At 50.9% G+C, this 26,298-nt stretch carries 27 protein-coding genes; 22 read left to right on the forward strand and 5 right to left on the reverse strand.

Annotated features, from left to right (window positions below; all coding sequences use genetic code 11):
• The first annotated feature begins 11 nt into the window (after positions 1–11).
• The 14 genes from IPI86_RS14205 to IPI86_RS14270 all read left to right on the forward strand — a co-directional run bounded on the left by IPI86_RS14205 (position 12) and on the right by IPI86_RS14270 (position 16,160).
• On the forward strand, positions 12–1,223 hold the full coding sequence (locus IPI86_RS14205; protein WP_345298669.1) for a glycosyltransferase family 4 protein: 1,212 nt from the start codon (positions 12–14) through the stop codon (positions 1,221–1,223).
• Entirely contained in the window at positions 1,220–2,200 is a 981-nt protein-coding gene (locus IPI86_RS14210) for a glycosyltransferase (protein ID WP_345298670.1), read from the forward strand. Before IPI86_RS14205 ends, IPI86_RS14210 begins: the two co-directional genes overlap by 4 nt.
• On the forward strand, positions 2,184–3,143 hold the full coding sequence (locus IPI86_RS14215) for a glycosyltransferase family 2 protein (RefSeq protein ID WP_345298671.1): 960 nt from the start codon (positions 2,184–2,186) through the stop codon (positions 3,141–3,143). The genes IPI86_RS14210 and IPI86_RS14215 overlap by 17 nt, the downstream gene beginning before the upstream one ends.
• Positions 3,144–3,175: 32 nt before the next feature.
• Entirely contained in the window at positions 3,176–4,732 is a 1,557-nt protein-coding gene (locus IPI86_RS14220) for a glycosyltransferase family 39 protein (protein WP_345298672.1), read from the forward strand.
• 102 nt (positions 4,733–4,834) lie between these two features.
• Positions 4,835–5,977, forward strand: coding sequence for a glycosyltransferase family 4 protein (locus IPI86_RS14225; protein ID WP_345298673.1), 1,143 nt, complete (start codon positions 4,835–4,837; stop codon positions 5,975–5,977).
• Positions 5,974–7,539 carry a glycosyltransferase family 39 protein gene (locus tag IPI86_RS14230; protein ID WP_345298674.1) on the forward strand — a complete coding sequence of 522 codons (1,566 nt, stop codon included), beginning with the start codon at positions 5,974–5,976 and terminating at the stop codon, positions 7,537–7,539. The genes IPI86_RS14225 and IPI86_RS14230 overlap by 4 nt, the downstream gene beginning before the upstream one ends.
• Positions 7,540–7,558: 19 nt before the next feature.
• A complete protein-coding gene (locus IPI86_RS14235) occupies positions 7,559–9,838 on the forward strand; it encodes an acyltransferase family protein (RefSeq protein ID WP_345298675.1) in 2,280 nt (759 codons plus the stop codon).
• Positions 9,839–9,905: 67 nt separating this feature from the next.
• On the forward strand, positions 9,906–10,487 hold the full coding sequence (locus IPI86_RS14240) for an acyltransferase (protein ID WP_345298676.1): 582 nt from the start codon (positions 9,906–9,908) through the stop codon (positions 10,485–10,487).
• Between the two features lies 1 nt (position 10,488).
• Complete coding sequence (locus tag IPI86_RS14245) at positions 10,489–11,595, forward strand: DegT/DnrJ/EryC1/StrS family aminotransferase (protein WP_345106315.1); 1,107 nt, start codon at positions 10,489–10,491, stop codon at positions 11,593–11,595.
• Positions 11,564–12,346 (forward strand): glycosyltransferase family 2 protein, encoded by a 783-nt coding sequence (locus tag IPI86_RS14250; protein WP_345298677.1) that lies wholly within the window; start codon positions 11,564–11,566, stop codon positions 12,344–12,346. Before IPI86_RS14245 ends, IPI86_RS14250 begins: the two co-directional genes overlap by 32 nt.
• A 45-nt stretch (positions 12,347–12,391) precedes the next feature.
• Positions 12,392–12,760, forward strand: a complete 369-nt coding sequence (locus IPI86_RS14255) for an EamA family transporter (RefSeq protein ID WP_345298678.1) — start codon at positions 12,392–12,394, stop codon at positions 12,758–12,760.
• Positions 12,761–12,814: 54 nt separating this feature from the next.
• Positions 12,815–13,879 carry a UDP-N-acetylglucosamine 2-epimerase (non-hydrolyzing) gene (gene wecB / locus IPI86_RS14260; RefSeq protein ID WP_345298679.1) on the forward strand — a complete coding sequence of 355 codons (1,065 nt, stop codon included), beginning with the start codon at positions 12,815–12,817 and terminating at the stop codon, positions 13,877–13,879.
• A 16-nt stretch (positions 13,880–13,895) separates the two neighbouring features.
• Positions 13,896–15,197 (forward strand): NAD(P)/FAD-dependent oxidoreductase, encoded by a 1,302-nt coding sequence (locus IPI86_RS14265; protein WP_345298680.1) that lies wholly within the window; start codon positions 13,896–13,898, stop codon positions 15,195–15,197.
• A 9-nt stretch (positions 15,198–15,206) separates the two neighbouring features.
• Entirely contained in the window at positions 15,207–16,160 is a 954-nt protein-coding gene (locus IPI86_RS14270) for a polysaccharide deacetylase family protein (protein WP_345298681.1), read from the forward strand.
• Between the two features lie 18 nt (positions 16,161–16,178).
• On the opposite strand, the gene IPI86_RS14275 is transcribed toward IPI86_RS14270, so the two are convergent.
• Genes IPI86_RS14275 through IPI86_RS14285 form a run of 3 tightly spaced genes read right to left on the reverse strand, consistent with a single transcriptional unit; the run spans position 16,179 to position 17,767 of the window.
• Complete coding sequence (locus tag IPI86_RS14275) at positions 16,179–16,655, reverse strand: choice-of-anchor Q domain-containing protein (protein WP_345298682.1); 477 nt, start codon at positions 16,653–16,655, stop codon at positions 16,179–16,181.
• A complete protein-coding gene (locus IPI86_RS14280; protein ID WP_345298683.1) occupies positions 16,615–17,067 on the reverse strand; it encodes a right-handed parallel beta-helix repeat-containing protein in 453 nt (150 codons plus the stop codon). The genes IPI86_RS14275 and IPI86_RS14280 overlap by 41 nt, the downstream gene beginning before the upstream one ends.
• On the reverse strand, positions 17,003–17,767 hold the full coding sequence (locus IPI86_RS14285; protein WP_345298684.1) for a hypothetical protein: 765 nt from the start codon (positions 17,765–17,767) through the stop codon (positions 17,003–17,005). The genes IPI86_RS14280 and IPI86_RS14285 overlap by 65 nt, the downstream gene beginning before the upstream one ends.
• 234 nt (positions 17,768–18,001) lie before the next feature.
• Here IPI86_RS14285 and IPI86_RS14290 point away from each other — a divergent pair, with 234 nt between their 5' ends.
• Both IPI86_RS14290 and IPI86_RS14295 read left to right on the forward strand, forming a co-directional pair.
• Positions 18,002–18,571: a sigma-70 family RNA polymerase sigma factor gene (locus IPI86_RS14290; RefSeq protein WP_345298685.1), complete on the forward strand. Its 570-nt coding sequence runs from the start codon at positions 18,002–18,004 to the stop codon at positions 18,569–18,571.
• Positions 18,564–20,069 carry a hypothetical protein gene (locus tag IPI86_RS14295; protein ID WP_345298686.1) on the forward strand — a complete coding sequence of 502 codons (1,506 nt, stop codon included), beginning with the start codon at positions 18,564–18,566 and terminating at the stop codon, positions 20,067–20,069. The genes IPI86_RS14290 and IPI86_RS14295 overlap by 8 nt, the downstream gene beginning before the upstream one ends.
• 6 nt (positions 20,070–20,075) lie before the next feature.
• Here IPI86_RS14295 and IPI86_RS14300 read toward each other — a convergent pair whose 3' ends face one another.
• A complete protein-coding gene (locus tag IPI86_RS14300; protein ID WP_345298687.1) occupies positions 20,076–20,726 on the reverse strand; it encodes a response regulator transcription factor in 651 nt (216 codons plus the stop codon).
• The gene (locus tag IPI86_RS14305; protein WP_345298688.1) at positions 20,719–22,311 is read right to left on the reverse strand and encodes a GAF domain-containing sensor histidine kinase; all 1,593 of its coding nucleotides are present in this window, start codon (positions 22,309–22,311) and stop codon (positions 20,719–20,721) included. Before IPI86_RS14305 ends, IPI86_RS14300 begins: the two co-directional genes overlap by 8 nt.
• Before the next feature lie 204 nt (positions 22,312–22,515).
• Here IPI86_RS14305 and IPI86_RS14310 point away from each other — a divergent pair, with 204 nt between their 5' ends.
• The 6 genes from IPI86_RS14310 (at position 22,516) to IPI86_RS14335 (ending at position 26,249) form a co-directional block, all read left to right on the forward strand.
• The gene (locus tag IPI86_RS14310) at positions 22,516–22,755 is read left to right on the forward strand and encodes a sulfurtransferase TusA family protein (RefSeq protein ID WP_345106270.1); all 240 of its coding nucleotides are present in this window, start codon (positions 22,516–22,518) and stop codon (positions 22,753–22,755) included.
• Between the two features lie 31 nt (positions 22,756–22,786).
• Positions 22,787–23,311 carry a DsrE/DsrF/DrsH-like family protein gene (locus IPI86_RS14315; RefSeq protein ID WP_345106267.1) on the forward strand — a complete coding sequence of 175 codons (525 nt, stop codon included), beginning with the start codon at positions 22,787–22,789 and terminating at the stop codon, positions 23,309–23,311.
• 51 nt (positions 23,312–23,362) lie between these two features.
• Positions 23,363–23,704, forward strand: a complete 342-nt coding sequence (locus tag IPI86_RS14320; RefSeq protein ID WP_345106265.1) for an STAS domain-containing protein — start codon at positions 23,363–23,365, stop codon at positions 23,702–23,704.
• Between the two features lie 25 nt (positions 23,705–23,729).
• A complete protein-coding gene (locus IPI86_RS14325) occupies positions 23,730–24,131 on the forward strand; it encodes a DsrE family protein (protein ID WP_345106262.1) in 402 nt (133 codons plus the stop codon).
• A 71-nt stretch (positions 24,132–24,202) separates the two neighbouring features.
• A complete protein-coding gene (locus tag IPI86_RS14330) occupies positions 24,203–24,910 on the forward strand; it encodes a 4Fe-4S dicluster domain-containing protein (protein WP_345106259.1) in 708 nt (235 codons plus the stop codon).
• A 118-nt stretch (positions 24,911–25,028) separates the two neighbouring features.
• Positions 25,029–26,249 carry a heterodisulfide reductase-related iron-sulfur binding cluster gene (locus IPI86_RS14335; RefSeq protein ID WP_345298689.1) on the forward strand — a complete coding sequence of 407 codons (1,221 nt, stop codon included), beginning with the start codon at positions 25,029–25,031 and terminating at the stop codon, positions 26,247–26,249.
• The last annotated feature ends 49 nt before the right edge of the window (positions 26,250–26,298 follow it).

Raw genomic sequence — 26,298 nt, forward strand, 5'->3', positions numbered from 1 at the left:
ATCGAGACCCTATGCGAATTCTGATGATCGCCAACTACCTGCCCTATCCACAAACTTCCGGTGGACGGATTCGCATTTACAACCTCCTGCGCCGTGTTGCGTGTCGACATGAGGTGTCACTCGCTGCGTTTTTGGAATCCGCAGGGGATGTGGAAGGAATAGCGCATTTGCAGCAATTCTGCGCAAAGGTGGAGACAGCCAATTTCAGCCAGCGCAGTCGCTTGGCAAAAGTCCCTGGCCTGTTGCGATATGCCCTCGAAGGGAAGCCCCCGGAACTCATGCTTCTGCATTCCGAAGAACTCAAGTGCAAGATCAACCAGCTTTGCTCCGAAATGGATTTCGATATTGTGCAGATCGAATCGGTCATGGGGCTGTACCTGGATATGCTTCCGCGCGGCAAACGCTTTAAGAGTGTTGAGATGTTCCAAAACTTTACGTCTCAACAATTTGAACGGGTCTCAAATGTCGAACAGCGTTGGGATAGAAAATTGAGAACGCGGATCAATGCCCTCACCATGGGATATTGGGAACCTCGTTACGCATCGAAATTCGACCGCTGTACGGTTGTATCTGAAATGGATCGGCAATTGTTACAGCGGTCCAATCCGCGCCTGAAAGTGGATGTAATTCCCAATGGCGTGGATGTTGAAAAATATCAGCCGTTGCCTTTGCCATCCGAAAAGGCAATTCCAGCACTTTTGTTCATCGGTCATATGGGTTACCCGCCTTGTGTGGATGCCGTGCTTTATTTTTGCAGTGAGGTCCTTCCGCTCATTCGCCAGCGCGTGAACAATGCCGAATTTTGGATCGTTGGCCGTGATCCTCGCCCCGAGGTCATTGCGCTTGATCGCGACGATGTGCATGTCACAGGCCAGGTGGACGAAGTGATTCCGTATTATCAGCGATGTCCCATTTGTGTTGTACCCCTGCGCGCTGGCGGCGGCACGCGCTTGAAGATACTGGAAGCCATGGCGCTTGGCCGCCCTGTTGTTTCAACCAGCATTGGTTGTGAAGGTCTCAATGTGATCGATGGCAAACATCTTTTGATCGCCGATACCCCTGCTCAATTTGCCGAGAAAACAATACGCCTGCTTCAAGACCGCCAACTCTACCATCATCTTGTCATCAATGGGCGCGAACTGGTTGAGTCTTGTTATGGCTGGGATCAGATCGCCAACAAGTTGATGACTGTGTATGACGAAATGACGGAGGACGAAAGATGAACGTCATCCCGGTCAGCGTCATTGTTTGCACATATAACCGCGCGGCATTTCTGCCGAACGTGATCAGCCAGCTTTGTGCTCAGGATTATCCGAAGGATTCGTTTGAGATCATCATAGTGGATAACCGCTCAAGTGACGATACTCCGCAAACGGTTCAACGCTTCATTCCAACCTGTGGGTTGACTCTGCGCTACGTGAGAGAGGATCGCCCCGGAGTGACGAACGCCCGCAACTGCGGCGCTGCGGAAGCCCGTTATCCGTATCTCGCTTATCTTGATGACGATTGCAGTGTCGGCGTGGATTGGCTGTCTCAGCTTGTATCAGGCTTCGGGTTGGCCGAGCAGGTGTCGGTTGTGGCTGGACGCGTCGCTTTGGATTATGACGGTCAAAAGGTTCCATCCTGGTTGGGGTCAAAATCAGAACGTTGGCTGGCAGATTTCAACTTCCCCGGTTCACAGCCGCGCCTGTTGGAAAATCCAGTGTATGTTTGCGAAGGGAATATGGCGATCACGCACGAAGCGTGGCGGGCGGTGGGTGGTTTTTTGGGAATGGATCAGTTTAGCAGCCCGCACGTGGCTTCACAGGAAATTGTGTATTTGCTCGAACAGGTGAAGCGGCGGGGCGGGAAAGTGGCTTTCATTCCTGCTGCAGTGGCTCATCATCACACGGCCATTCCGACCCAGGGACGAATGTTGATGCGTGCTTACTGGCACGGCGTTTCCGATGGGACTCTGGATTATTTGCTCAGGCGTTTTTCGCGCGTGTCAGCGATCTTTCGTTCTGCTCTTGATGCAGCAGCCATGTTTGTCTTTTTATTTTTGTCTTTCTTTTCTTTGCTTGTCTTCAATAAAGCAGACTCCATGTATCACCTGCTGCGCGCTGCCGCCCGACTTGGCAGGGTGTTGAGCGGGTTGCGTTTGGCTGGCGATTGGCGGCGCGCACGGTTGTGGTTGTTAACTCATGCAGTTCGGTTTTGATGAAATGGAAGATCAATTGGTAAGCGTTGTGATCCTGACCTGGGAACGTAAGGAGGATGTCCTTGCGGCGGTTCGATCTGTCTATGCTCAGGATTATAAAAATGTCGAGGTCATCGTCGTGGACAATGCATCCACAGATGGAACGGTAACTGCGCTGCGTTCCGCTTTTCCAGCGGTCAAGATCATCGTTCAGGAGCGTAATGTCGGCGCGGCGGCGGGGCGTAACCCCGGGATTGCCGCTGCCACTGGCGGGATCATTTTCCTTTTGGATAGCGATGCATCCCTGGGGAAAGACACCCTGAAGAATGTCGTGAGCCGATTTCAAAGCGCACCTAAAGCGGGTGCCATCACCTGCAAAATTCTCAATGCCACCACCTGTGAAATTGACCCTGCCACCTGGATATTTACGGAAAAAGATAAGGCAGATCAGGATGTGGAGTTTTCAAGTTTCAGCCTTTGCGAGTGCGGTACTGCATTCCGCAAAGAGGTTCTTGATGGGACTGGTCCTTTTTGGGATTTGCTATTTTTCGGCAGGGAAGGGGAGGAGTTGGGCTTGCGGGTTTTGAAGGCAGGTTATCAGATATTGTATTCCCCTCACTCAGTTGTCCATCATCGGGCGTCGCCGCTAAAACGCGTGACAGGCGGCAACTGGGAATACTATAACCTCAGGAATTGTTTGTATATCTACCTGATTCATTATCCCTGGTGGATGCTGGCAGGTTTTGTTCCTCTAAAGCTCGGTACGTCATTCCTGCGAGGGTTAAGGCGCGGTTATCTGCGCCAGATATTTCGGGCTCTGGCAGATGTTGGGCGGCAGTTTCCCATTCTCCTTAAAAAGAGAAACCCGATGACCACTGACACCGCGCGTCACTATTTGAAACTTCAGCGTGAACATGGGGTCTTGAGTTGGAATCTGACCTCCTGGCTGAAATATAAAACCTAAACTTTTTGGGAAGCAAATAATTCGGAGATCGAATGATATCCATTAAACCAGGTCAAAGATATGCGGATGTGTTTTTCGTCCTGATCCTCTTGATCATCTTTGGTTTTTCATCCCTGCTTTTTTTGGATCGATTCCCAAAGACCTGGATGGATGAAGCCTGGGATTCAACGACCGCTTACACATTTCAACTGGATGGGACCTTCCGCAACACTTCTCTGGTTGACCCTGCATTCGGGAATCAAGATGTCCACTTTTTGCAGCCGAGGATCTTCTCCAATGTGGTCATGGCTCCCTTCTTTGCATGGCTAGGAGTTGGTAATTTTCAAGGGCGGCTGGCCTCGGTATTTGTGGGCGCTCTCGCAGTTGTCGGGATCTATCTTTTGGCACGCAAGATGGGCGGCCCGATATTTGCCTCTGTCTGCGGCCTGCTTTTGATCTTCGATAACCTGTTTTTTGTCGTTACCAGAACGATCCGCCCAGAAATTTATGTGACCACGATCTCGATCTGGGCTTTGTATTTTATTTTGGGCGGGGAGAACTCATTCTGGAAGTTGTTTACTGGCGGGGTGTTGCTTGGTATTTCCTTATACACCCATCCGAATTCCTTTTTGGTCTTGACCGCGGTTTTTATTGCGGCTCTGTCTCAAGTGAAAATAAAACAATATGGAAAGATTCTCTTTCCCGTGATATTGGGAGTTATCCTCGGATTTCTTCCCTATGCATATTATGTCTGGGATCAGGACGGTGCCAATCAATTCCGTGACTTCTGGCTTCAAATTCAGCACAGGGCTGAAATGCTGAAAGACCCTGGTGCGTTCTTCTCCGGGGCGCTGACCGCTGAGCTGGAAAGATATGGCTCCTATATATTTTTCCCGTACCGTTTGCTGATTTTTCTTATCCAGTTCCTTGCTGTTGGATATGCATTCTACAAATGGACAGATGGGCTTAACAGAGCCATGTTGATCTTTATTTTTGTTCATGTCTTGCTGTTCCCGATCCTGATCAGCGCCAAAACATCGCGTTACTTAACTGTATTGATGCCTGTTGTGATCATTCTTGTGGTGCGGATGGTTTGGGAGATGGCTGGCTGGCCATACGATATCAATTTATCCGGGATGTCTGCCTCCATTATGAAGTTAAACCGATCTGTACTGATTCCTGTTGCGTTGATACTGGTTCTTTTTGCCAACCAGGTAGGCGGGGATGTCTGGGCGGTGTGGAAATCTCGCGATTGCTCCTTTGCCCCGTTTATTTCCCAACTGCGCCTGCTTATCCCATCAGGCGCAAAGGTGTGGGGCCCCATGACATTTTGGTTCGGCTTTTACGACCACCCATACCGCACACAATGGACCGTGAACACGGAAGAAGAGATGAACGATTTTCAACCTGAATATGTAATTCTTTACGACAATGTCGAGATATGGGCCAATCAAACGGGTGTTACCAAACGGCTGGATCCCAATTATGAAAAAATGGAAGCCATCCGCAATTTATTGGTTCAGCTTGCAAAGAGCAGAGGTGTTGTTGCTGGCTCGGTCCCAAACAGTTGTTATGGGAATATCGAAGTCTTCAAATTGACGTGGAAGTAGTGCGTTTTGATCTCGCAAAGGAGCATGGCTTTGAATGAAAAGTTGAACATCCTGATGGTTACACATCATCGTCGATTTAAGTCACGACCCAGGTCACATGCCATGGCAAAGCATTTGGTTCAAAGAGGGCACAAGGTTACGCTGATCGTTATTGCAGACCAGCGCAGGTTTGGCATTGTCAATTCGGAATGGGATGGCGTGCAGGTGATCGAAACCCCTGATCTTTTGTGGGGACAATTGCGCTCGGGTTGGGATCCGTGGGACTTGCTTAATCGGATCTTATATTTGAGTCACAATCACGAGCACTTTGACCTGATCCATTGTTTTGAAACCCGCCCGGCGACAATTTACCCAGCCCTGCTTTACAGCCGACGTCACGATATTCCGCTTGTCACCGATTGGAATGATTGGTGGGGGCGCGGCGGGCTTATCGACGAGGTTCGCCCAGCGTGGTATCGACTCCTATTCGGTACTGTTGAGACTTACTATGAAGAAGCGTTCCGCACACAAGGCGCAGGCCTCACCGTAATATCTTCGGCGTTGGGCAGGCGTGCCGAAGGCTTGGGGGTAAGTCCTGAGCGGATTCTGCATTTGCCCAGCGGTACCTTCCCCGAAATTTTCCGTCCGCGTGAGAAGATGATTTGTCGTGAACGCTTTGGCCTGCCCTTGTCAACACCTGTCATCGGCTTTTCCAGTTTGGATTCCCACCTGGATCTGGGTGTTGTTTTGCGAGCCCTGTCCATCGTAGCCAGACAATACCCGAATGTAAAACTTATTATCACAGGTAAGCCTTCCAATGCGGTCGTTGAACTTGTCAGAACTTATGGCGTGGAGAGCAATGTTCATTTGACCGGCTATTTGCAGGATGAAGAACTTCCCTGGGCGTTGAGTTGCGCAGACTTATTCGTCCTGCCCCTTGCCGATAAAGTTTACAACGTTGGACGCTGGCCCAACAAGATATGCGATTATATGAGTCTTGGAAGACCCACCGTTTCGAATCCTGTTGGAGATATCAAGGGCCTTTTCGAAGATCACAAGATCGGAGTTCTTGCCAGTTGGGATCCTATCGATTTTTCTGAAAAGATACTGTACCTGCTCAAAAACCCTGAGATCGCCTTTAGGCTGGGTGACAATGCCAGAGATGCCGCCGTCACAGTATATGACTGGAAACTACTGGTCTGTCGCCTTGAAGAATTTTATACAACATTGCTTAATGTCCGCTCGCCTTCCCTGATGGAGATATGATGTCCAAAGGATCATCGTCTTCTGTTTATGAAGTGCAAAAGTTTTCCTGGATTTGGATCGTCCTTGTGCTTATGCTGGGCACGCTTCTGAGACTCTACGATCTGGGCACTGAGAGTTACTGGTCTGATGAAATGTACACAGTTTATGAGGTTCAACAAACCATTCCTCAGGTTATTGAATCAGGCAGATTGGACCAGCCGCCGGGGTATTACATTCCGTTTCATTTTTGGGTGCAGATTTTTGGACTGAGCGAAACAGGTACGCGTTCATTCTCAACGTTGGCTGGTGTTGCCTCGATCTTCATTCTCTACCTTGTGGGAAAGGAATTGTTTGGTCGCGAGGTTGGCCTGCTCAGCGCCTTCCTGATGTCGATTTCCGAGTTCCAGATCTATTACTCCCAGACGGCCCGCTTCTACAGTCTTTTTGAATTCACAACACTGCTTTCATTCCTTTTTTTCATTCTATCTCTCCGCAGAAAGCAATATCTCTATTTTATTCTTAACGGAGCGGCGAGCATCTTCATGGTTTATAGCAATGTGTTCGGGCTGTTTGTTCTTGCGGCGCAGAATTTGTTCTTCTTCCTGTATTGGAAAAAATATAAGGAGATGACGGTCGCCTGGCTGGCATGTCAGGCATTGATCGTGCTTGCCATGGCACCGTATTTTTATCCGCTGTTGTTTGGCGCGAGTGGTATGGAGGATGCAGCCGTCTTAAACATCGGGAACATCCCACCGCCATCCCTGCTTCATCCGTTTTATGCGATGTATCGTTTTCTCCTGCCTTTTCGCCGTGAAAGCGGCTGGGACCTTGTCTTTGTAAGTTATGCAATAGCTGGCACGTTGCTGCTGGCAGGTACTTGGTTCTATGCCAGCCGACAGGGAAAAAGCAGCTGGATTGATTCAGCCAGAGGGTCACTCTCCAGTCTTGGTGATGTGACCGAACTTTCGGAAAAACTGACCCTGCTTGGCTTTTGGCTGCTGTTCCCCATTCTGCTGCCGTTCATTGTTTCCATTTTGATGATCCCGATCTACAAGGTTTATTACACCATCAACGCTGCCCCCGCTTTGTATCTATTGCTGGCGTTGATCATGGTCCATGCGCGTAAAGCAGTGCCGTTACTGGTCTCGTTGGGAACAGTGACAATCATGATCGTGCCTGGGCTGGTCTACTTCTATGTGACTGATTTCAACCCGCAAGTTAGGGATGCTGCGAAGTATGTCTATGAATCTCCTGATTCCGGTGATCTTATCGTATACGTCCCTGATGGTGATTTTGGGTTTCAAAATGACATCGAACAAAGATTGTTCGAATGGTATTACGAAGGTGCTCTTCCGGGGTGCAGCATGGTTGGCTGGCTCAAGGATGACGTTTCGATTTCAGGAGCATTGACTCAATGCATCGCGGGTCATGACCGTTTTTGGGTGGTCATTCCTGATAGTCAGACTGAATCTTCCATTCGTTATAAATCGTTTTTTCTAGATCCTGGCCAAGGTGCCATGCAATTGATAAAGGAAGAAAAATTTATCGGGCTTTCAACGTACTTGTTCGAATTAAAAAAATGAGAATCGCAAGGACTTGAAAATGAATTTGCAGAAGAAACATGATGTGATCGAATATGTAAACGCCCCCGGTGTTTTTCAGCGCCAGCTTTGGGTTGATTGGATGAAAGGCATCGCCCTGATATGGATTTTTATTAACCATGCGGTTGAGGCTGTTTTTGGCGGCCCATATCTTGGAAACCCCGGTTCCTGGTGGCCTCCGCTGCAAGAGCGGATTGCCCAATGGATTCCTCTGGATGGTTATGGTGTATGGACTATTCCAGTAAATATCTGGCGATATATCGGCTGGCTGGGAGATCAGGGAGTTAGTCTGTTTCTTGTGGTGAGCGGTTTTGGCCTGACTTGGGGGGTTCTTTCCAAATACAAGGATTCGTTCCCTGTTGACCAATTCTATAAACAGCGTTTGTTCCGCATATTTCCTTTATGGTGGGGCGTTCATATTTTCTTTCTTGTTGCAAGTTATGTGACTGACATAAAGGGATTGGACATGAGTCTGGGCGATCCCAATTTTTATCTCAGCCTGGTTGGTTTTCGTGCGTCCCCCGGCACCTTCTTCTATTTCGCTCCCGCCTGGTGGTATATCGGGCTGCTCATCCAGCTTTACCTGGTCTACCCAATACTTTTGGAAGCCCTTAAACGGATGGGAGCCTTTCAGTTTTTGTTGTTTGGCTCTCTTGCCGCATTTATTGTTCGCGCGGGTGTCATATTCTTTGAGTTCAAAGTCAGTTCGCTTTTGTATGGTGCATTTTTTATCACTCGATTGCCTGAATTTGCTTTTGGGATGGCCTTTGCCTGGTGCCTTCGGAATAACGCCCAACAGGTATACGACTTGATGTCTTCCCGTTGGACAATGTTCATATCCATCGGGTTATATATTTCTGGAACGCTTCTCTCTATCACCTGGGCTGGGATGACCGTTGCACCTTTTATGGTGGGAGTCGGAATCTTTGGCATCCTGTACGGGATATTAGGTAATAAAAAAGAGACTTCTTCCCCTATTGCAGGCGTTTTTACCTGGGTAGGCAGGCATTCATATTCCCTTTATTTGGTACACCATCCGATTCTGGCAATTTTAGTGCCGATCCATGCCTTGGGAGGCACACTTCTTTCGATCCTTGGTTCAATCATTGGTGCCATAGGTTTGGAGAAAATTGTGAATAGGATCGTTGAGCCGCTAACTGCACGACTCAAAAAGTACGATCTGAAAAAGCTGGTGAAATGGACAGCGATGGCGGCAGTTGTCATGTCCATTTGTGCCTTGGGCTTTGAGTTGGCGATACAACGATTCGATCCGCAGGAAGTTATCGTGTGGGGGGAGCAGCCATCTTTGGCTCCTCATGATGATTTTGGCTGGTACTTAAAGCCAAATCAAACCACGCATCTGCGATGGGAATCCTATGATTACTATGTTAAATCCAATGAACTGGGCTTTCCGGGTCCTTCCTATCCCGAGCAAAAAGCTCCCGGCACGATACGCATAATGACTTTTGGAGATGCCTTCACAAGCGCAGAGGGCGTTGACACAGACCAGGCATGGCCCCGCCTGCTTGAATCGGTTTTGATGACACGTTTGCCGAACCGCAAAATTGAGGTCATGGATTTTGCGATTACCGGGTACGGCCCAAATCAATATGCGGAAGTGGCGCAGACTTATATGCCCAAATACCATCCGGATATCGTTATCGTTGGTTTTTACATGAACGATTATCTTGATGTGCTTCAACGTAATGACGATTTCCGGGCACAGATTGGGTTTGGGAAACCATCTGCCACCAGTTGGTATGCAACTCTTCGCCTTTCGCATACCCGCCATTTTTTGCATAAAAGATTTGATGAAATAATGAATCTATTGCGGGAAAAACCCGACCTGGGAGGATATTACAGTGGAGCGGAATTCCTTCTTCGCGAGCAGAAGAAATCGGATGCCGCCGGGCAAAGCGGCGTTGCCGAACGATTTGCTCAAATCAAGGCTATGGCTGATGCGATGGGCGCACGGATGATTGTTTTTATGATCCCGGTACCGGTTCAGGTTTGCGGCCCTGAAGATATTGCGTATTACCCGACAGGGTATGACCTGTCTGATGAATCCATGTTTGATCTGGATAAACCGCAGAGGTGGACGCAGGAAATTGCCAGTGAATTGGATATTGAAACCTATGATTTACGAACGCCGCTTCAATCTGCGCCTGAATGTCCCTATTACCGTAACAACCTTCATTGGACAGTAGGCGGGCATGAGCTTGTGGCCGATTTCATGGCGGAAACATTAATTAAAGACAAAATTCTATCTATGGAGGAGTAAAAGTTGTTGAGAATTATATTGGCTTCCGATTGTATAGTGGCAAGACAAAATATAGAAAGGAGGAACTATGACAAACGATAACGTAAGTATTCACCCCACTGCGGAGGTATCTCCGAAGGCTCAGATCGGCGCGGGGACTCGCATCTGGCATTTGGTTCAGATTCGCGAGGGCGTCCATATTGGCAGGAATTGTATTGTCGGCAAGGATGTGTATGTTGATTTCGATGTGAAGATCGGCGACAACGTGAAGATCCAGAATGGCAGCCTGGTTTATCACGGTGTTACTTTGGAGGACGGTGTGTTCGTCGGCCCACAGGTTTGTTTGACGAATGACCGCAATCCGCGCGCGATCACCCCGGACGGTCAGCTAAAGGGAAATGATGATTGGGTTGTTGGACCCATTCTCGTTAAGTATGGCGCGTCGCTCGGGGCTTGTTCGGTCATCCTGCCGAACGTCACCATCGGCCGTTTTGCGCTGATTGCCGCTGGTGCAGTTGTCACCCGCAATGTGCCCGATCATGGACTTGTTGTGGGCAATCCTGCGCGCCTGACGGGTTACGTCTGCGGCTGTGGCAGAAAAATGGAAAAGAAGGAAGCAGGGTATCACTGCCCGATATGTCATTGGGACTTTACACCACAGGAGAGTTAACATGATTAACATCGCGAAACCTTTGATCGGAAAAGAAGAACAGGATGCGATCCTTGAAGTGATCAATTCAGGAATGATGGTTCAGGGAGCGCGGGTGCGGGAATTTGAGTCTCGTTTTGCGCAGATGTGCGGCGCGGAACATGCGATTGCAACCTCCTCTGGAACGACCGCTTTGCACATTGCGCTGTTGGCGCATGAGATCGGCACGGGGGATGAAGTGATCACTTCGCCGTTCAGTTTTATCGCATCGGCGAATTGTGCGCTGTATGTTGGCGCGCGTCCGATCTTTGCGGATATCGAGCCAGATTACTTCACCATTGATCCCATCCAAATTAGAAAGCGCATTACTCCGCGTACGAAAGCCATTCTGCCCGTTCACCTGTATGGTCAGGCCTGTGATATGGACGCGATCCTTGAGATCGCGCACGAACATAAGCTGGCGATCATCGAGGATGCCTGTCAGGCGCATGGCGCCACATACAAGGGACGTCCCGTCGGTTCGTTTGGCACGGCTTGCTATTCACTGTATGCCACCAAGAACATCACCACCATCGAAGGCGGCATGATCGTGACCAATGATGCGCAGGTGGCGGAACGGGCACGATTGCTTAGAAATCACGGCAGTCCGCGTACGTATGAGCATGTCTCGCTTGGTTACAACATGCGCACCACCGACCTTGCGGCTGCGATCGGACTCGTGCAGCTTGAAAAGCTCAGGCAGTGGAATGATATTCGCCGCGAAAACGCCGCCTATCTCAGTGAGCATCTGGCGAAAATACCGGGCGTGGTTGTGCCAAAGGTGCGCGAAGGCTGCGAACATATCTTCCACCAATACACCATCCGCATCCCGGACCGTGACGCGTCTGCCCAAAAACTGCGGGATGGGGGGGTGGGAGTTGGCATTCACTACCCGACGCCCATTCATCAACAGCCGCTTTACAAAGGGCTTGGCTACCATGACTCTTTGCCCATCGCTGAGACAGCCAGCCGCGAAGTGCTTTCTCTGCCGGTGCATCCCTCACTTACGAAAGACGATCTCGATTGCATTATCGAGACCGTGGCAAAGGTCTTGAACTATGAAACTATCCTTGATCGTCCCATGCTTTAACGAAGCCGAGAACGTGCCGAAGCTCCATGATGAGCTGCTGTCGGTCATTCAATCCATGCTTGAGCGTGGACGGATGAACGCCGACGAGACTCTCGAATCAGTTGAGATGATCTTTGTAGATGACGGCAGCAGTGATGGCACGCGTGCCCGGTTGAAAGAACGATTTTGTGATGTGAAGATTCCCGGGCTGAGTTTTCATTTCCTCAGGCACGAGGTCAACGCGGGTTTGGGAGCGGCGATCCGCACGGGGTTATCCCAGGCCAGTGGTGAGATCCTGATGACCGTGGACAGTGACGGGACCTATCAATTTTCGGAGATCCCCGCCCTGTTGAATTGCCTGACTTCCGGGGTCGATATTGTCACAGCATCGCCGTACCATCCGCAGGGGGGCGTGATCGGTGTTCCGGAGTATCGTCTGCTTTTTAGCAAAGGCTCTTCGATGTTGTATCGAATCCTCGTTGACCGAAGTGTCTACACCTATACCTGCCTGTTCCGCGCCTATCGCGCGCGGGTGGTGCGTGAGGTGAGCTTTGATTCGAACGATTTTCTCGGCGGCACGGAATTGCTGGTCAAAGCCATGCTGAGAGGTTTTCATGCGGTTGATTTTCCATCGGTGCTGCACAAGCGCATGTACGGCGTTTCAAAGGCGCGCATTGCCCGTACCGTTCGTTCGCATCTGAAATTTATGGGATGGGTCTTGCTGCAACGCATGCGCATGACGTTGCACATGCAGGCACAGGGAACGGCTTAAATGATGGACACGATGAACAGGCATTCTGTGAAAGAGGCGATGGGTATGCAAACTGCCATTCTGTATATTTTGGTCAGCGTGTTTTTTAGCACGGTGGGCCAGCTTTTGCTCAAAGGCGGCATGAATAAACTTGGCTCGGTCACCTTGAGCTTGAATGGGCTGATCCCGACCTTGTGGCGTATGGCCATCAACCCCGGCGTTTTCTTTGGGCTGGCGCTGTATCTGGTCGGGACGATCTTCTGGCTGGCGGCCCTTTCCCGTGTAGACCTCAGTTATGCATATCCATTCGCCAGTTTGAGTTACGTGGTCATGCTGCTGGCTTCGTGGATGATGTTCGACGAAAAGATCACCCTCGCCAGAATTGCTGGGACTATCTTCATTTGTATCGGTGTCCTTGTGATCTATCGAAGCTGACTCACCCGTGCCTGATTCTGTTTCGAAGGAATGGATCAGCCAGAAAGAACAACCATGAAGATCGTATCCGTTGTTGGAGCACGCCCCGAATTCATTCAAGCCATGCCTGTCAGCCGGGCGATCAGTGATTCGCATCAGGAAATTCTGGTGCACACCGGCCAGCATTACGACTACAAAATGTCACAGCAGTTCTTTGACGAGCTTGAGATTCCCACGCCACATTACAACCTCGGCGTGGGATCTGGTTCGCAGGCGCGCCAGACCGCTGAGATGATGGTGAACATGGAGGATGTGCTGCTCAAGGAATCACCCGATTATGTGATCGTGCGCGGCGATACCAATTCCACACTGGCCGCTGCTTTGATTGCCAGCAAGCTGGGTATTCCCTTTGCTCATATCGAAGCCGGGGAACGCAGTTTCAACCGCCGCATGCCCGAAGAAATTAATCGCATCGTTGTGGATGCTTTGGCGGATCGTCATTTTTGTGTCAGCCATGCGGCAGTGCGAAATTTACACGCGGAAGGGATTCGAGACAGCGTTTTTCAAGTGGGTGACGTGATGTTGGATGCCTTGCTCTTTGCCCGTCCGCTGGCCCGCACGAAATCAGCGGTGCTTGCGCGGCTTGGAATTCAGCCTCAAAAATATGCGCTGGCCACCATTCACCGTGCGGCCAACACCGATGACCCGCTGCGCTTGAAGTCTATTCTTTCAGCGTTGGACCAAACAGGTGAAACCATCATCCTGCCGATGCATCCACGGACTCGCAAGGCGCTTGAAGCACTCGACCTCCAATTGGCTGATTCCCTGCGAATTATTGACCCGGTCGGTTATTTTGACATGCTTACTCTGGAAGAGAACGCACGCCTGATCGCCACCGACTCGGGCGGTGTGCAGCGCGAGGCATATTACATGGGCATTCCATGCCTCACCCTGCGTGATGAAACTGAGTGGGTGGGCACTGTGGATGTCGGTTGGAACAAACTGGTCGGCGCTGAGCAGCAGGCCATTCTCGAAAACTGGTTCAGCTTTTCGCCTCCAGCAGAGCATCCCTTCATTTACGGAGATGGCACAGCCGCGCAGTTGATCGCTGGAATTCTCAACAACGTCCCGAACGATTAATGGAAGGAAGGTTCACATGAAGGTTGGAATCATTGGCGGTGGAATCATGGGGGTCTGCCTCGGCTATTACCTGTCAGAGCGGGGCGCCGAAGTTGAGATATTCGAAGCCTCTTCCACGATCGGCGGGCTGGCTGGTTCCATCACCCTCGAAGACGGAACCAGGGTCGACCGTTTCTATCATGCTCTTCTTTCCAGCGACAGTCATTTGAGCGGGTTATGCAACCAGCTTGGAATTGCCGATCAACTGCGCTTCAACGAAACACGCATGGGTTTCTTTTATCGCGGCCGCATCCATTCCATGAACAACGTCCTTGAGTTTCTGCGTTTTCCGCCGCTTGGCTGGATCGACCGTTTCCGTCTCGGTCTCACCGTGCTGTATGCCCAATTCGTCAAAGACTGGCACAAGCTCGAAAGCATCAGTGTCGAGAAATGGCTGCTGGCACTGAGCGGCAAGGGTACTTATAAAAACATCTGGCTGCCCATGCTGAAAGCCAAATTCGACGGCGGTTTTGAGAACACTCCTGCCACTTACATTTGGTCGCGCCTTGTGCGAATGAAGTCCACGCGCAGTGGAGCCAACCAAAAGGAACAGTGCGGACATTTGATCGGCGGTTACATGACATTGATCGAAGCGATGACCGCCCGCATCTTGACAACGGGAGGCCTGATCCACCTTCGAAAACCTGTCAGCCGCGTTGACATTGAAGACGGCAGGGCTGTGAAGATCATTACTGGAAATGAATCGCATCGCTTTGATGTCATCGTTTCCACGATCCAGCCGCCCGTCTTTCAACGCATGCTGCCGAATGCCCCGCTTGATTATCGTGAACTGCTTGGAGGCACCCAGTATCTCGGCATTGTCTGTCCGTTGTTGGTTTTGGATCGTCCCCTCAGCGGCTACTGGACCCTCAACCTGACCGATGACAGCCTGCCTTTTACAGGCATCATCGAGACCACATCCTATATCGATCCGCAATATGTGGGCGGACATCATTTGGTGTATCTGCCGAAGTACACCGCGCCTGGCAGCCGCTATCAGGATTTGTGTGATGAGGAGATCAAAGCCCAATGGCTGAGTCATCTTGAGACGATGTTCCCCAGCTTTCAGCGTAGTTGGATCCGTGATTTTCAAGTCCATCGCGAGCGGTATGTGGAGCCCTTGCATGTTTTGAATGGCACGCATCTGATTCCGTCCATCCAGACTCCCATTGAGAATTTGTATCTGGTGTCGAATGCCCAGATATATCCCGCGCTGACCAATGTTGAATCGATCAGCCGCAAGGCGCAGGAAGTTGCCGCGCTGATCCTGAACCCGTAAGGAGGACGTATGCAAACCAATTCAAAACCCTCTGCCAGTCTTTCGCTTGATCTCGATAACCTGTGGTCTTATATGAAGACACACGGCGATGCAGGCTGGGAAAGCTTCCCTTCGTATCTGGATGTGGTGGTGCCGCGCGTTTTGAAATTCCTGAAGGAGCGCAATTTGCAGATCACCTTCTTCGTCGTTGGGCAGGATGCCGCGTTGGAAAAGAATCGCGCCGCGCTAAAATCCCTGACCGAGGCGGGACATGAGATCGGCAATCATTCCTTTAATCATGAGCCATGGCTGCAAAAATACACCATGGAACAAGTTGAAGCGGAGATCGCCCAGGCGGAAGGGGTTATCGAAAAGGTGACCGGGCAAAAGCCGATCGGTTTTCGCGGACCAGGTTTCAGCGTGTCTGACTCGGTCATCGCGATTTTGAATCGCAGGGGATATCTGTATGACGCATCCACCCTGCCAACCTATATTGGTCCGCTGGCACGGTTGTACTATTTTATGACCGCGAAACTCAAAGACGAAGAAATGAGCAAACGCGATAATCTGTTCGGTTCGGTCAAGGATGGGTTTCGTCCGATCCGCGCGCATTTCTGGCGGAGCGAAGATGGGGTTGAGCAAAAGATCATTGAGATCCCGGTCACGACCATGCCGATCTTCAAGATCCCGATCCATGTCAGCTACATCATTTATATCGCCACCTACTCCCCGGCGTTGGCGATGCTCTATTTCAGGATGGCCTTGTGGTTGTGCCGCATTACAGGCACGCAGCCATCCCTGCTTTTGCACCCGCTGGATTTTTTAGGTTGCGACGATATCAAGGAGCTTGCCTTTTTCCCCGCGATGAATCTTTCTCAGGATAAAAAACTCAAACTGGTCGATGAAGTGCTGCATTTATATGCGAGCCATTTCAACGTGATGCCCATGCAAAAACATGCCAATGCGATCAGGGTGTCTTTGTAAAGCAGGGATGTCTTGATGTTATGGCTGCGGAAATTCGTAGGCGCCGATATCGTATTCGGCTCCCTGTGGCCGCAGGATGCCTTCAAAGTCATAACCATTCAGCAGGCCAAGGTTGAAGCCTGCATTGATGAGCGGGGAGTTTTCCATTAAGTGAAAGTCTAAATTTTGCAGATCTGCAAAACCGAAATCACCCTCGCTGACGTTGTGGTCGGCGATCAATTCCGCGGAGAGGGGAGGGCAAGTCCCATTGTTGGCGTTGTAATGGCAGATGCTTCCGTTAGGGCGCGTCCAGCCTGAAAGGGCGTTGTTGCGTATGATGGTGTTTTCCGCGATCAGCGGGTAAATGCGGATCCCATCTGCAAATCCGTGGATCGTGTTGTTATAGACCTGATTGCCATATGAGAGGCAGTTGCGCGGGGTAAAGTAGTATTGATAATCAGGGTGAGCAGGGTCGTTAGGCGGGGAGCAGCGCCTGCGGAGGACCATTCTCTTCATCACATGGCCAGCCGACCATGTCGTCGTATGAAAATATCCCGATCCCCCAGCCTTCTGCGGTGGAGTTTTTATTTGCATGAATCACATTGTTTTGGATGAGGTTGTTGTCCCCGCCCTGAAGATTGATTCCTGAAAACACATCGAAGATATGATTGCCTTCGACGATATTCATGTCTGCCAGGTCCCATTCAAAGAGGATGCCTGAACAGTCTGCCTGACTGTTCAGGCGGCTCAGAATGTTACCACGGACGATGTTGTGATCGCCAAGAATGTTGAGCATCTGACAACCAAATGGGGTGTATAGCTCATCGCTGACCTTATATATCTCGTTGTTCTCGATCACGTTCTCATCGCCGTTGAACTGCATCCCTGATTCGCGGTAATAGTTGTAGAACTCGATTATCGTGAACATACCAGTGGTCGGTGCTGTGTTCCTCAACCCCGCCCCAGTTGTTTTTTAGCGTGAAAATACCGCTGGAGGTTTCGATGAAATCCACCCCGGCCACCTCCCAATGATCGCAATCCGAGGCCACGATCCCCGCGGACTGTTCACCCTCCATTCCCTGCATGACGATTCCTTTTTGGCTTTCAACCCCGCTGGCAAGACGGCGCGGAGTTACATCCGTTCCGATAATTCTGATGTGATCTGCCTTGGGCGTTTGCCAATCTGGCGGATTTTGCGGATTGATCGAACAGGTGAATATGGGGCGGTCATTGGGTTCCGTGGCAAGCATTTTGAAAACCGCCTGCTCGCCCGGGTAATTGGTCAATGTGATCGGTTGGGACGCTGTGCCAGAGTTCTCAAAGTGCCATCCATTCTTGATGCCTTCGTATTCGCCTCCGCGCACGTAGATCAGGTCGCCTGCTTTTGCAACCTCAACCACCTGTTGGATCGTCTGCCATGGCTGGTCCAAGGAACCAGATTGTGAATCGGAACCGCGCGTTCCATCCACATAGTAAATGTTTTCAGGTGTGAAGGTCGGTGTCACCGATGAAATGACAAGCGGTGTGGATGTGTGGGTGGGGACAGGCGGCGTTTGGGTTGGCGTAGGTTTGCCGCATGCCGAAAGGATACATACCCCTATCAATATCACGACCCGTACTGGTGTCATAACAGACTCCTATGGATGTCACCCTGATTTTATCGTCGCAGATTATTCTTTTATTTTACCCCCAACCTTTTCGTTTATGATTGTGTATACCTGATATGGGCGCGAAAAAAGACAAGGAAGCTGGAATTATTGCCGCAGCAACAAAGCAAATTATGAGGTGTGGCCGCCTGTTTTGTCCGCTTTTTGAGGATTTTGCGTTTAATACTGTAGAGTTTCCTTTGCAAAGGGTATCGAATGTCAAATCAAAACATGGGTCGAAAAGATGCGCCTCCCAATTTGGGAGATGCGCTGATACAGGATGCACAGCACGGCGAACCTGCTGCGCTGGCGGCGATTTATGACGCGTACGCGCTCCGCATCCACCGTTACTTTTACAGCCGCGTGGAGAATTCTGCCGATGCCGAAGACCTTGCCGCGCAGACCTTCCTTAGTGTCATTGAGGCTTTGCCGCGCTATCAGCACCGTGGTCAATTCACGGCGTGGATCTTTCAAGTCGCTCGAAGCAAGGCAATGGATTTTTTCCGCCGAAACCACTCAACGGTCCAGCATGATGCGGAGGTAATGGGCGGCGCTTTCGATGACACACTGGAACAGGTCATTCAAGGTCAGGATGTCGAACGACTGCGTCACCTCATCCGCTTTCTGGATGACGACGAGCGCGAATTGCTGCGTCTGCGTTTTGTGGTCGAACTCTCGTATGTTGAGATCGCCGAACTGCTTGGACGAAAAGAAGATGCCGTCAGAAAATCTGTGAACCGCACGCTCGAACGGTTGCACCTGCTGATGGAGGCCAAACATGTCTAAGCCCAATAATTACCCGCCCGAATTCGAAACACAGGTGCGGCAGGCGATGGAAGTGCCCGAACCAAAATCCGAAACACTGGACGCCCTGCGCGAACAGTTCATCGCCCGCGGAATTTCCTCGCTCAAAGCGGACCGTCAGCCTGATCCTGCTCCCAATCCTTTTCGACCCGAAAAGGAATCGAACAAAATGAATCGCAAACTATTTCGCTTTTCCCCGCGCCTTGCATGGGGCGTGGCCCTGCTCATTCTCGCAAGCCTGCTTGTGATTGCATTCTCCTCACCGAATGTGGTGACCGCCCTGCGCCGCCTGCTCGGGTATGTCCCCGGTGTGGGCGTGGTGGAGCAAAGCCCATCCCTGCGCATGTTGTCCGAACCCGTCACCGTGACTCGCGAAAGCGTGACTCTCACCATCGATCAGGCTGTTCTGACCAATGAAAAGACAGTTGTCGTGTATTCCTACGTGACACCTTTGTATGATTCTGATGAAGGCTTTTATATGGAAGGCTCAACTCGCAACCCTGCGCTGGTTTTGCCCGATGGCACCCGACTCGAAATAATAACCGGACGTCAGGTGAGTACGATGGATTGTTCAGAATGTGGTGACATCCGCTATGCGATGGAATTTGCGCCCATCCCCGCTGATGTTAATGAGGCGACCCTTGAAATCCCCAGCCTGGTTGGGATTTATAACGGCCTGACCCCCTTGGACTGGGTCATTGATCTGAAATTTGCGCCCGCCGACCCATCCACCATCATCCCTGTCATCGAATACCAACCCACAGCGACACCGGTCAGTGTGACGAGTGCCTCGACAACACCGATCCCCGAAACCTATGGTGCAACCCTTGTGCTTGATAAATCCGCGTCACTTCCTGATGGATATATTCTGTATGGCAACATCACATGGACCGACCCCATCATCCCACCGTATGGATTGAATGCCACGCTGGCAGGCATCAAGGATGCGAATGGAAATGACATCCCCTTCGAGTATGCCGATGAGGAAGCATACCCAAAGCAGGGAGAATTACGCGGATATTGGGCGTATAAGATACCGCAGATGAATTTCTCTGCACCGCTGACTTTATCTTTCGCGGTGAATGCATGGGTGACTTTGATGGATTCCCCCTCGTTCACTTTCGACCCGGGGCCGAATCCGCAATTGGGGCAGAAATGGGAGATCAATCAGGATGTGGTGGTTATGGATGAAGTTGTCCATGTCCTCTCTGCGGAACAGGCAGGGATAGAGGAAGGATTTTTCATGTTCACCATGCAATCTGATTCGAACATCGTCGGCGCAAACATCATTGACCTCCAGCATCCGCCCATGGGTGGCGGCGGTGGCGGGGGAGGTGTGCCTGTCGTCAATCTGCCTTTCTTTGTTGGTTTTGGCTATCAAGTCCCCGTTCCCACTGGGCCGCTCACAATGACCTTCCAATCGGTGAATGTGCTTCTTCCGGGTGATTGGTCAGTCACCTGGTCGCCTGCTGCGCCGTAAAGTCGGCTATTTACCTTCATCCAATTTGATCAACCCGATCCGCATGGCGGCAAGAACTGCCTGCGCGCGATTGGGTTGTTTCATTTTTTCGAGGATATTCTTGGCATGGCTGCGGACCGTCTCTTCGCTCACGTTCAATTGCCCTGCGATCTGTTTGTAGGTGTTCGGCGATGCCATCCATTCGAGGATCTCGATTTCGCGCGGTGTCAGCGAAATGGAAGGCGCATGATGCGGTTGTATTCGTCCAAGCACTTTCTTCATCACATCAGGATGAAGATATGCCTCACCATGCACCACCGCATGAATGGCACGCACCAATTCACCAGGCTCGATGTTCTTCAACACATAGCCTTCGATCCCCGCCGCAACCAGGTCGAAAACACGGTCGTCCACTTCGGTGCCTGTCAGCATCATCACTTTGATTTTTGGATTTGATTTCCGCAGCGCGAGCGCCATCTCCTGACCGTCCATTTCGGGCATGACCAGATCAACGAGGACGATATCTGGATTTAGATTCTTCGCCGCCTCCAGGCCGATTCGTCCATTTTCCGCTTCGCCTACGACCTCTAAATCTGATTCCAGACGAAGGACCATCGCCAACCCTTTGCGGACCACGGCATGGTCATCTACGATGAGGATGCGAATCGACTCAGGCATGGTGATGGTGTCCGTTGTTGGGGAGTTGAATCATGATACGCGCGCCTGCGTTCGGTTGGGAGTTGATTTCACAGTCACCCCCCATGGCGCGGGCGCGTTCCTGAATTCCATGCAAACCGAAATGCTCGCGATTCTGACTGCGCGAGAGCGCAATAGATGGGTCAAATCCTTTGCCTTCGTCTGAAACCACGAGATAAACTTCATCATCGGTGACGGTCAGGCATAATCTTGCTGATTGGGCACCCGAATGACGCGCGGAATTTGCCAGCGCTTCCTGCGCCATGCGATAAACAGTCCGCCGCATGCCTGAAGATAGGGAATTGAAGTCGCCGTGGTTGTTGAAGATAATGCTGAATGTGCGCGGGCGGCAGCAGCCGCTGACGTAGTTCGTCAGGTCTGCCATGAAGAGTTCGATATTCAAGGCGGAAGGCCATAGATCAAAGATCGAGCGGCGGACTTCGTCGTGGGCAGTGTTAGCGAGGGAGCGTAGGTCGATCAATTCCTTTTTTACGTCATCAGCTTGTTGCGGCAGCATGGTGATGCAGGCATCGAGGGAATAAACAATGCCGAAGAGCGATTGCGCAACCGTGTCGTGAATATCGCGGGCAATGCGGTTGCGCTCGGTTTCGACGGCGAGGCGTCGGGCACGGTCAATGCATAAGATGGTGGTACCAAGCGCCAGGGCGGCTTGATTCGCGACCGTCATCAGTGTGGATTCCTTCTCTTTGGTGAGTCCAGATTCTTCGACAAGCAAAATGCCGACGGGGTGTTCCCTCAAATAAAGCGGCATGACGAACCATTGATTTTGAGCGAGCCAGTTGTTAAGTTGGGGGTCTTGAATAAGGGTTCGGCCTTCGGTGACGAAGCTGCTGCGGTTAAGCAAAGCCTTGATGACTTCGCCGTTTTCCGATTTGAGGGAAAGCGCTTTGGTTTGCGGAAAAGAATCTTCGCGGGGATAGACGAGCCAGCCGCCGATTTCTTCATGCGTTGGGTCTACCATGGCGACAACAGCCTTTGAAAAGCCGAGGTCGGTCACGACTGCGCCAAGCACACGCTCCTGCACTGAAATTAGATCAGGTGCGGCTTGCAGCAAGACCGTGAGGTCGTGAATGATCTCCAGCTGGCGGTGTGCCGCGGAAAGTTCGTCCGTGGCCTGATTGACAGATTTGAGCAATGTAGACGGATACGCAAAGAGAAGGGGGAGAAGCCAGATGCCCGAGAGTTGTGTCGCCATCACGATGGCATCGGATGGTGTCTGTGGATTGTAGGTGTTCGCAAAAATAAATAAAGGCGTAAAGAGCAGCGATGCTGTCAATGCTCCGCGCACCTGAAAAAAGAATGCGCCCGCCAACAATGGGCTGAGCGCATAAAGATAATACGGGCTGTGCGAACCTCCGCTGATTGCAAGGATGAACGCGGAGAATAGCAGGTCAATGCTGAGAAAGATGGGCTTTTCGATCACCATTCTGTTCAGTGGGCGGTTGAAAAGAGCCACAATTCCATTGATGGCTAATGCAAGCGCAAGCACCCATAGCGGATGGATCAATGCGTTCGTATTCCCCAGCATTAACAGGGCGGGTATCAAGGATACCCAGCGAAAGATGACAAGGAATATAAAAACACGGTTCGACCGAAAAATCGATTCGACTCTTGTAATCATAAAAGTTGTAAAATTGATTATATCCGAATTGGCTGTCTCCCCCGTGCGGGGGAGACAAAATCCCTTGTGTGCGGGATGGCGGTTTGTCGGTCAATTCATTATGATTTATGAGTTCCAAAGGAGGCACAAATGACAGATGTAATTAAGGAAGATCAGGTATTGGATTGCTCTGGAATGCTTTGCCCCATGCCAGTGGTGAAGACTTCGAAGGCAATGAAGGAATTGCAATCGGGGCAGATTTTGAAGATGGTCGCGACCGATCCCGGTGCGCCCCCGGATATGGAAGCATGGAGCCGCCAGACTGGCAATGAGTTGCTGCGTTCCATGACCGAAGGTGGCAAGTTCATCTTTTATCTGCGCAAGAAATAGCCTTCATTCAAAAATATCAATAGAGGTACTTATGTCAAAATCTGATCCGAATGCCCCGAAAAGACTTGCCCTTATTGCAAGCAAGGGAACATTGGACTGGGCCTACCCTCCGTTCATTCTTGCCAGTGCGGCTGCTGCGATGGGTTGGGAAGTGGCAATTTTCTTTACCTTTTACGGGTTGACTCTGCTTAAGCCCGAACTTACAGCGGCTGTTTCCCCGCTTGGTAACCCTGCCATGCCGATGAAAATGCCCTTTGGCCCCGAAGGATTTCAAAATATCAACTGGCCCATGCCTAATTTGCTTATGGCAAATGTCCCTGGTTTTGAAAGCGTGGCAACTGGTTTGATGAAACAAACCTTCAAAAACAAAGGTGTTGCTTCCATTGAGGAACTGCGCGAGGCATGTGTGGATATGGATGTCCGCATGATCGGCTGCCAGATGACAATGGATGTCTTCGGCTTCAAGCGCGAAGATTTCATCAAAGAATGCGAGATCGGCGGTGCCGCGACTTTCCTTGAGTACGCAGCAGACGCGGATGTGCAATTGTTCATCTAGGAATTTCTTGTAGGTCACGCATTCAGCGTGACCTATATTAATAAGGAGAGCATGATGGATAAACTTTCCATTCAGACGGAAACAAAAGGAAGCGTTGTAGTTGTCACGATTAGCGGCAGGATCGATTCTGAGACCGCGCCGATGTTGGACGCCGATTTGACCAAAATCATAAGCGGAAATTCAAACCTTGTTTTGGACCTCACAGGTGTGGAGTATATGTCATCGGCGGGGATTCGTGCGGTTGTGAAGGCATCGCAGGCTGTGGAAAAAAGCGGGGGCGCTGTTAAATTAGCCTCTGTGCCTGAGTCTGTTCAATCTCTTTTATACACCGTTGGTTTAAATCAAAAGATTAATACTTATTCAACTGCCAGCGAAGCAGTTGCGAGTTTCTAAATATCAAAGTAGAGGAGAGGGCAGCATGAGCGTTTGGAAGACGAACGACCCGGATACTAAAAAGATTTTGTACGTGCAAACTCACGGGGAAAAAGATCCAGAGCGTACCGCTACGCCGTTCTTTTTGGCGACTGCGGGAGCCGCGATGGATAACGAAGTCTGTATTTATTTCACGATGAACGGTCCGCAGTGTGTGGCGAAGGGAAACGGCGACACGATCATCATTCCGCGCAAGGGCGGCGGCGGCAAGGAATTGAAATTCTTCATCGAACAGGCGCAGGAAATCGGTGTGCGCTTTCTCGTCTGCCAACCTTCGCTCGACCTGCACGGCTACACCATGGACGATATGATCGAAGGCGTCGAAATGATCGGCGGCGCAGCGTTCAACGATATGGCGTGCGATGCCGATGCAGTGATCGGCTTTTAGATTTTAGAGAGTAGAGAATAGGGAGTAGTCAAGAAGCTCTTAATTATCTATTTTCTTTTTCAGGAGGCAGGATGCCTACCACTTCAGAAAACTGGAATCCCGGCAAGGCTGTAGATCGTCACCCCGAAGCGACATACGAGGAAAAGGAACGCCTTTTTCTCGAGGTCAAAAACGATACGCGCTACGAAGATTTCCTGTATGGATGCTACGAATGCGGGATTTGCGTTTCAGCATGCCCTTCGGCGCGCTTCTATGACTTTAGTCCGCGTGTGATCGCGCAGGCCATGGCGCGTGAAGATGTCGAACGCATTTATGACATCATCACCGAAGATATTTGGAATTGCGCGCAATGCTTTTCGTGTGTGCGTTGTCCGCGCCAAAATAACCCCGGGGGCTTGGTTACTATTTTGCGCGAAGTTTCTCTCAAGAACGGTTTGCAAGAATCAAAAGACGCGCTGCAAGGGTACAGCCGCGTTATTTACAAGGTCATGCTCAAAGGCAATCAGGTTTCGCCCGATATGCTCCAACCTGACTTCTTCCCCGATTGGGGTCCGTGGGTGCAGAACTTCTCGCAAAACATGCAGGTCTGGCGCAAAGCCATTCCCATGGACTCCATCCGCGGTGTCACCGACGCAGCCTGGCGCACAGATCGCAAGACACTGCTCGAACTTTATACGATCTGGTTTGAGTCTGGCAATATGGACATCATCAAAGAGCTGGATGAAAGTTTATACGACCTGTTGACCGATGTGATGAACGAAGAATTGGAAGAAGGATAAGAGAAAAGGATGAATTCAGAAGGATGAAAAGAAGAAAGACGAAAGAAACGCTTCATCCCGACCTTTGACTTTGACCTTCGACACTTTATTGGTTCCACTCTGAGAAATGGAGAACCCGATGACCGAATTAACCACCGTTGAACAGATCCTTGAACGAAAATCACATCCCGTTGTGCGTGACGCGTCCATTGCGCCAACCGACGATATGCATGACCGCTTATTGGAACTTGAAGCCAAAGGCGAGATCATTCTGCAAAGAATGACGGGCGATGTTGTAGAGTTCCCAACCAAATACGGGCGCATGAAGAAGATTCCCATTGAACATACATGGCATCACAAATCCTGCGGTCACTGCGGACATATCCCAGGCTACGCTTCGTCCATTCTCTGGCTGCATCGCCAATTCAATCTGGATTACGTCGACCCCACCGATCAAACCTCCTGCACAGGCTGGAACTATTACGCCTCGGGCGCATCCAATGCGGTTGGACAAGCCGCAGTCATGTCTCGCAATTTCGCCGCCGCCTATGAAACGGGATACTTCCCGATGATCCATTGCGGCACGTCATTCGGACATTACAAGGAAATCCGCGAACAACTTGTGCATCACAAAGACTTGCGCGATGAAGTTCGCCGCATTCTCGATAAGATGGGCAAACCGCTTGTCATCCCTGAAGAGATTGTCCATTACAGCGAATGGGTCTACGCCATGCGCGATAGATTCAAGGAACGTCAACTCGTGGACATGAGCGCCATCACAGCAACGGTTCATCCTGCCTGCCATTACTACAAGATCGTCGCCGAAGACGCCATCTACGATCCCGAAATCTACGGCGGACAGCGCACCGCGGTTGTGACCGCCCTGCTCGAAAAACTCGGCGTCAACGTCGCGGACTATTCCACCTGGTTCGATTGCTGCGGATTTGGTTTCCGCCATGTGCTGGTTCAGCGCGACTTCACCCGTTCGTATGCGGTGCTTCGCAAGATCGAGACCATGATCAACGAAGCCAACCCCGATCTAACCGTCACCCACGATACAGGCTGCGTGACCACACTCGATAAAAGTCAATTCGCCGCGAAAGCGCATGACCGCAAAGTGGGTGTCCCCGTTTTGTCTGATGCGCAAGTCGCCGCGTTGGCAATGGGAGCGCATCCCTTCCGCGTGGTGCAATTCCACTGGCACTCGACCGATTGGCGTCCATTCCTTGAGAAACTTAACATCCCCTGGCAAAAATATTGGGACGAGTTCCAGGGCGACCTCGACCAGATCCGCGCTGGTACAAAATCTGGTATCACCTGGCAGGATGCGGATACGCCAATAAAACTACAATCAATATAGTCGCAAGTCGGTTGACGTTTGACACCTGAAACTTGACACTTGACACAGG

Source organism: Candidatus Villigracilis affinis, assembly GCF_016705895.1.
In the GTDB taxonomy this organism is placed as follows: domain Bacteria; phylum Chloroflexota; class Anaerolineae; order Anaerolineales; family Villigracilaceae; genus Villigracilis; species Villigracilis affinis.

Coding starts and splice junctions, on each gene's coding strand:
- IPI86_RS14330 (WP_345106259.1), top strand. CDS start 24,203: ATGCCTACCACTTCAGAAAACTGGAATCCCGGCAAGGCTGTAGATCGT.
- IPI86_RS14205 (WP_345298669.1), top strand. CDS start 12: ATGCGAATTCTGATGATCGCCAACTACCTGCCCTATCCACAAACTTCC.
- IPI86_RS14295 (WP_345298686.1), top strand. CDS start 18,564: ATGTCTAAGCCCAATAATTACCCGCCCGAATTCGAAACACAGGTGCGG.
- IPI86_RS14325 (WP_345106262.1), top strand. CDS start 23,730: ATGAGCGTTTGGAAGACGAACGACCCGGATACTAAAAAGATTTTGTAC.
- IPI86_RS14300 (WP_345298687.1), bottom strand. CDS start 20,726: ATGCCTGAGTCGATTCGCATCCTCATCGTAGATGACCATGCCGTGGTC.
- IPI86_RS14335 (WP_345298689.1), top strand. CDS start 25,029: ATGACCGAATTAACCACCGTTGAACAGATCCTTGAACGAAAATCACAT.
- IPI86_RS14255 (WP_345298678.1), top strand. CDS start 12,392: ATGCAAACTGCCATTCTGTATATTTTGGTCAGCGTGTTTTTTAGCACG.
- IPI86_RS14280 (WP_345298683.1), bottom strand. CDS start 17,067: ATGTTCACGATAATCGAGTTCTACAACTATTACCGCGAATCAGGGATG.
- IPI86_RS14275 (WP_345298682.1), bottom strand. CDS start 16,655: ATGAAGAGAATGGTCCTCCGCAGGCGCTGCTCCCCGCCTAACGACCCT.
- IPI86_RS14230 (WP_345298674.1), top strand. CDS start 5,974: ATGATGTCCAAAGGATCATCGTCTTCTGTTTATGAAGTGCAAAAGTTT.
- IPI86_RS14265 (WP_345298680.1), top strand. CDS start 13,896: ATGAAGGTTGGAATCATTGGCGGTGGAATCATGGGGGTCTGCCTCGGC.
- IPI86_RS14290 (WP_345298685.1), top strand. CDS start 18,002: ATGTCAAATCAAAACATGGGTCGAAAAGATGCGCCTCCCAATTTGGGA.
- IPI86_RS14310 (WP_345106270.1), top strand. CDS start 22,516: ATGACAGATGTAATTAAGGAAGATCAGGTATTGGATTGCTCTGGAATG.
- IPI86_RS14240 (WP_345298676.1), top strand. CDS start 9,906: ATGACAAACGATAACGTAAGTATTCACCCCACTGCGGAGGTATCTCCG.
- IPI86_RS14315 (WP_345106267.1), top strand. CDS start 22,787: ATGTCAAAATCTGATCCGAATGCCCCGAAAAGACTTGCCCTTATTGCA.
- IPI86_RS14220 (WP_345298672.1), top strand. CDS start 3,176: ATGATATCCATTAAACCAGGTCAAAGATATGCGGATGTGTTTTTCGTC.
- IPI86_RS14250 (WP_345298677.1), top strand. CDS start 11,564: ATGAAACTATCCTTGATCGTCCCATGCTTTAACGAAGCCGAGAACGTG.
- IPI86_RS14270 (WP_345298681.1), top strand. CDS start 15,207: ATGCAAACCAATTCAAAACCCTCTGCCAGTCTTTCGCTTGATCTCGAT.
- wecB (WP_345298679.1), top strand. CDS start 12,815: ATGAAGATCGTATCCGTTGTTGGAGCACGCCCCGAATTCATTCAAGCC.
- IPI86_RS14320 (WP_345106265.1), top strand. CDS start 23,363: ATGATGGATAAACTTTCCATTCAGACGGAAACAAAAGGAAGCGTTGTA.
- IPI86_RS14210 (WP_345298670.1), top strand. CDS start 1,220: ATGAACGTCATCCCGGTCAGCGTCATTGTTTGCACATATAACCGCGCG.
- IPI86_RS14215 (WP_345298671.1), top strand. CDS start 2,184: ATGCAGTTCGGTTTTGATGAAATGGAAGATCAATTGGTAAGCGTTGTG.
- IPI86_RS14235 (WP_345298675.1), top strand. CDS start 7,559: ATGAATTTGCAGAAGAAACATGATGTGATCGAATATGTAAACGCCCCC.
- IPI86_RS14225 (WP_345298673.1), top strand. CDS start 4,835: ATGGCAAAGCATTTGGTTCAAAGAGGGCACAAGGTTACGCTGATCGTT.
- IPI86_RS14245 (WP_345106315.1), top strand. CDS start 10,489: ATGATTAACATCGCGAAACCTTTGATCGGAAAAGAAGAACAGGATGCG.
- IPI86_RS14285 (WP_345298684.1), bottom strand. CDS start 17,767: ATGACACCAGTACGGGTCGTGATATTGATAGGGGTATGTATCCTTTCG.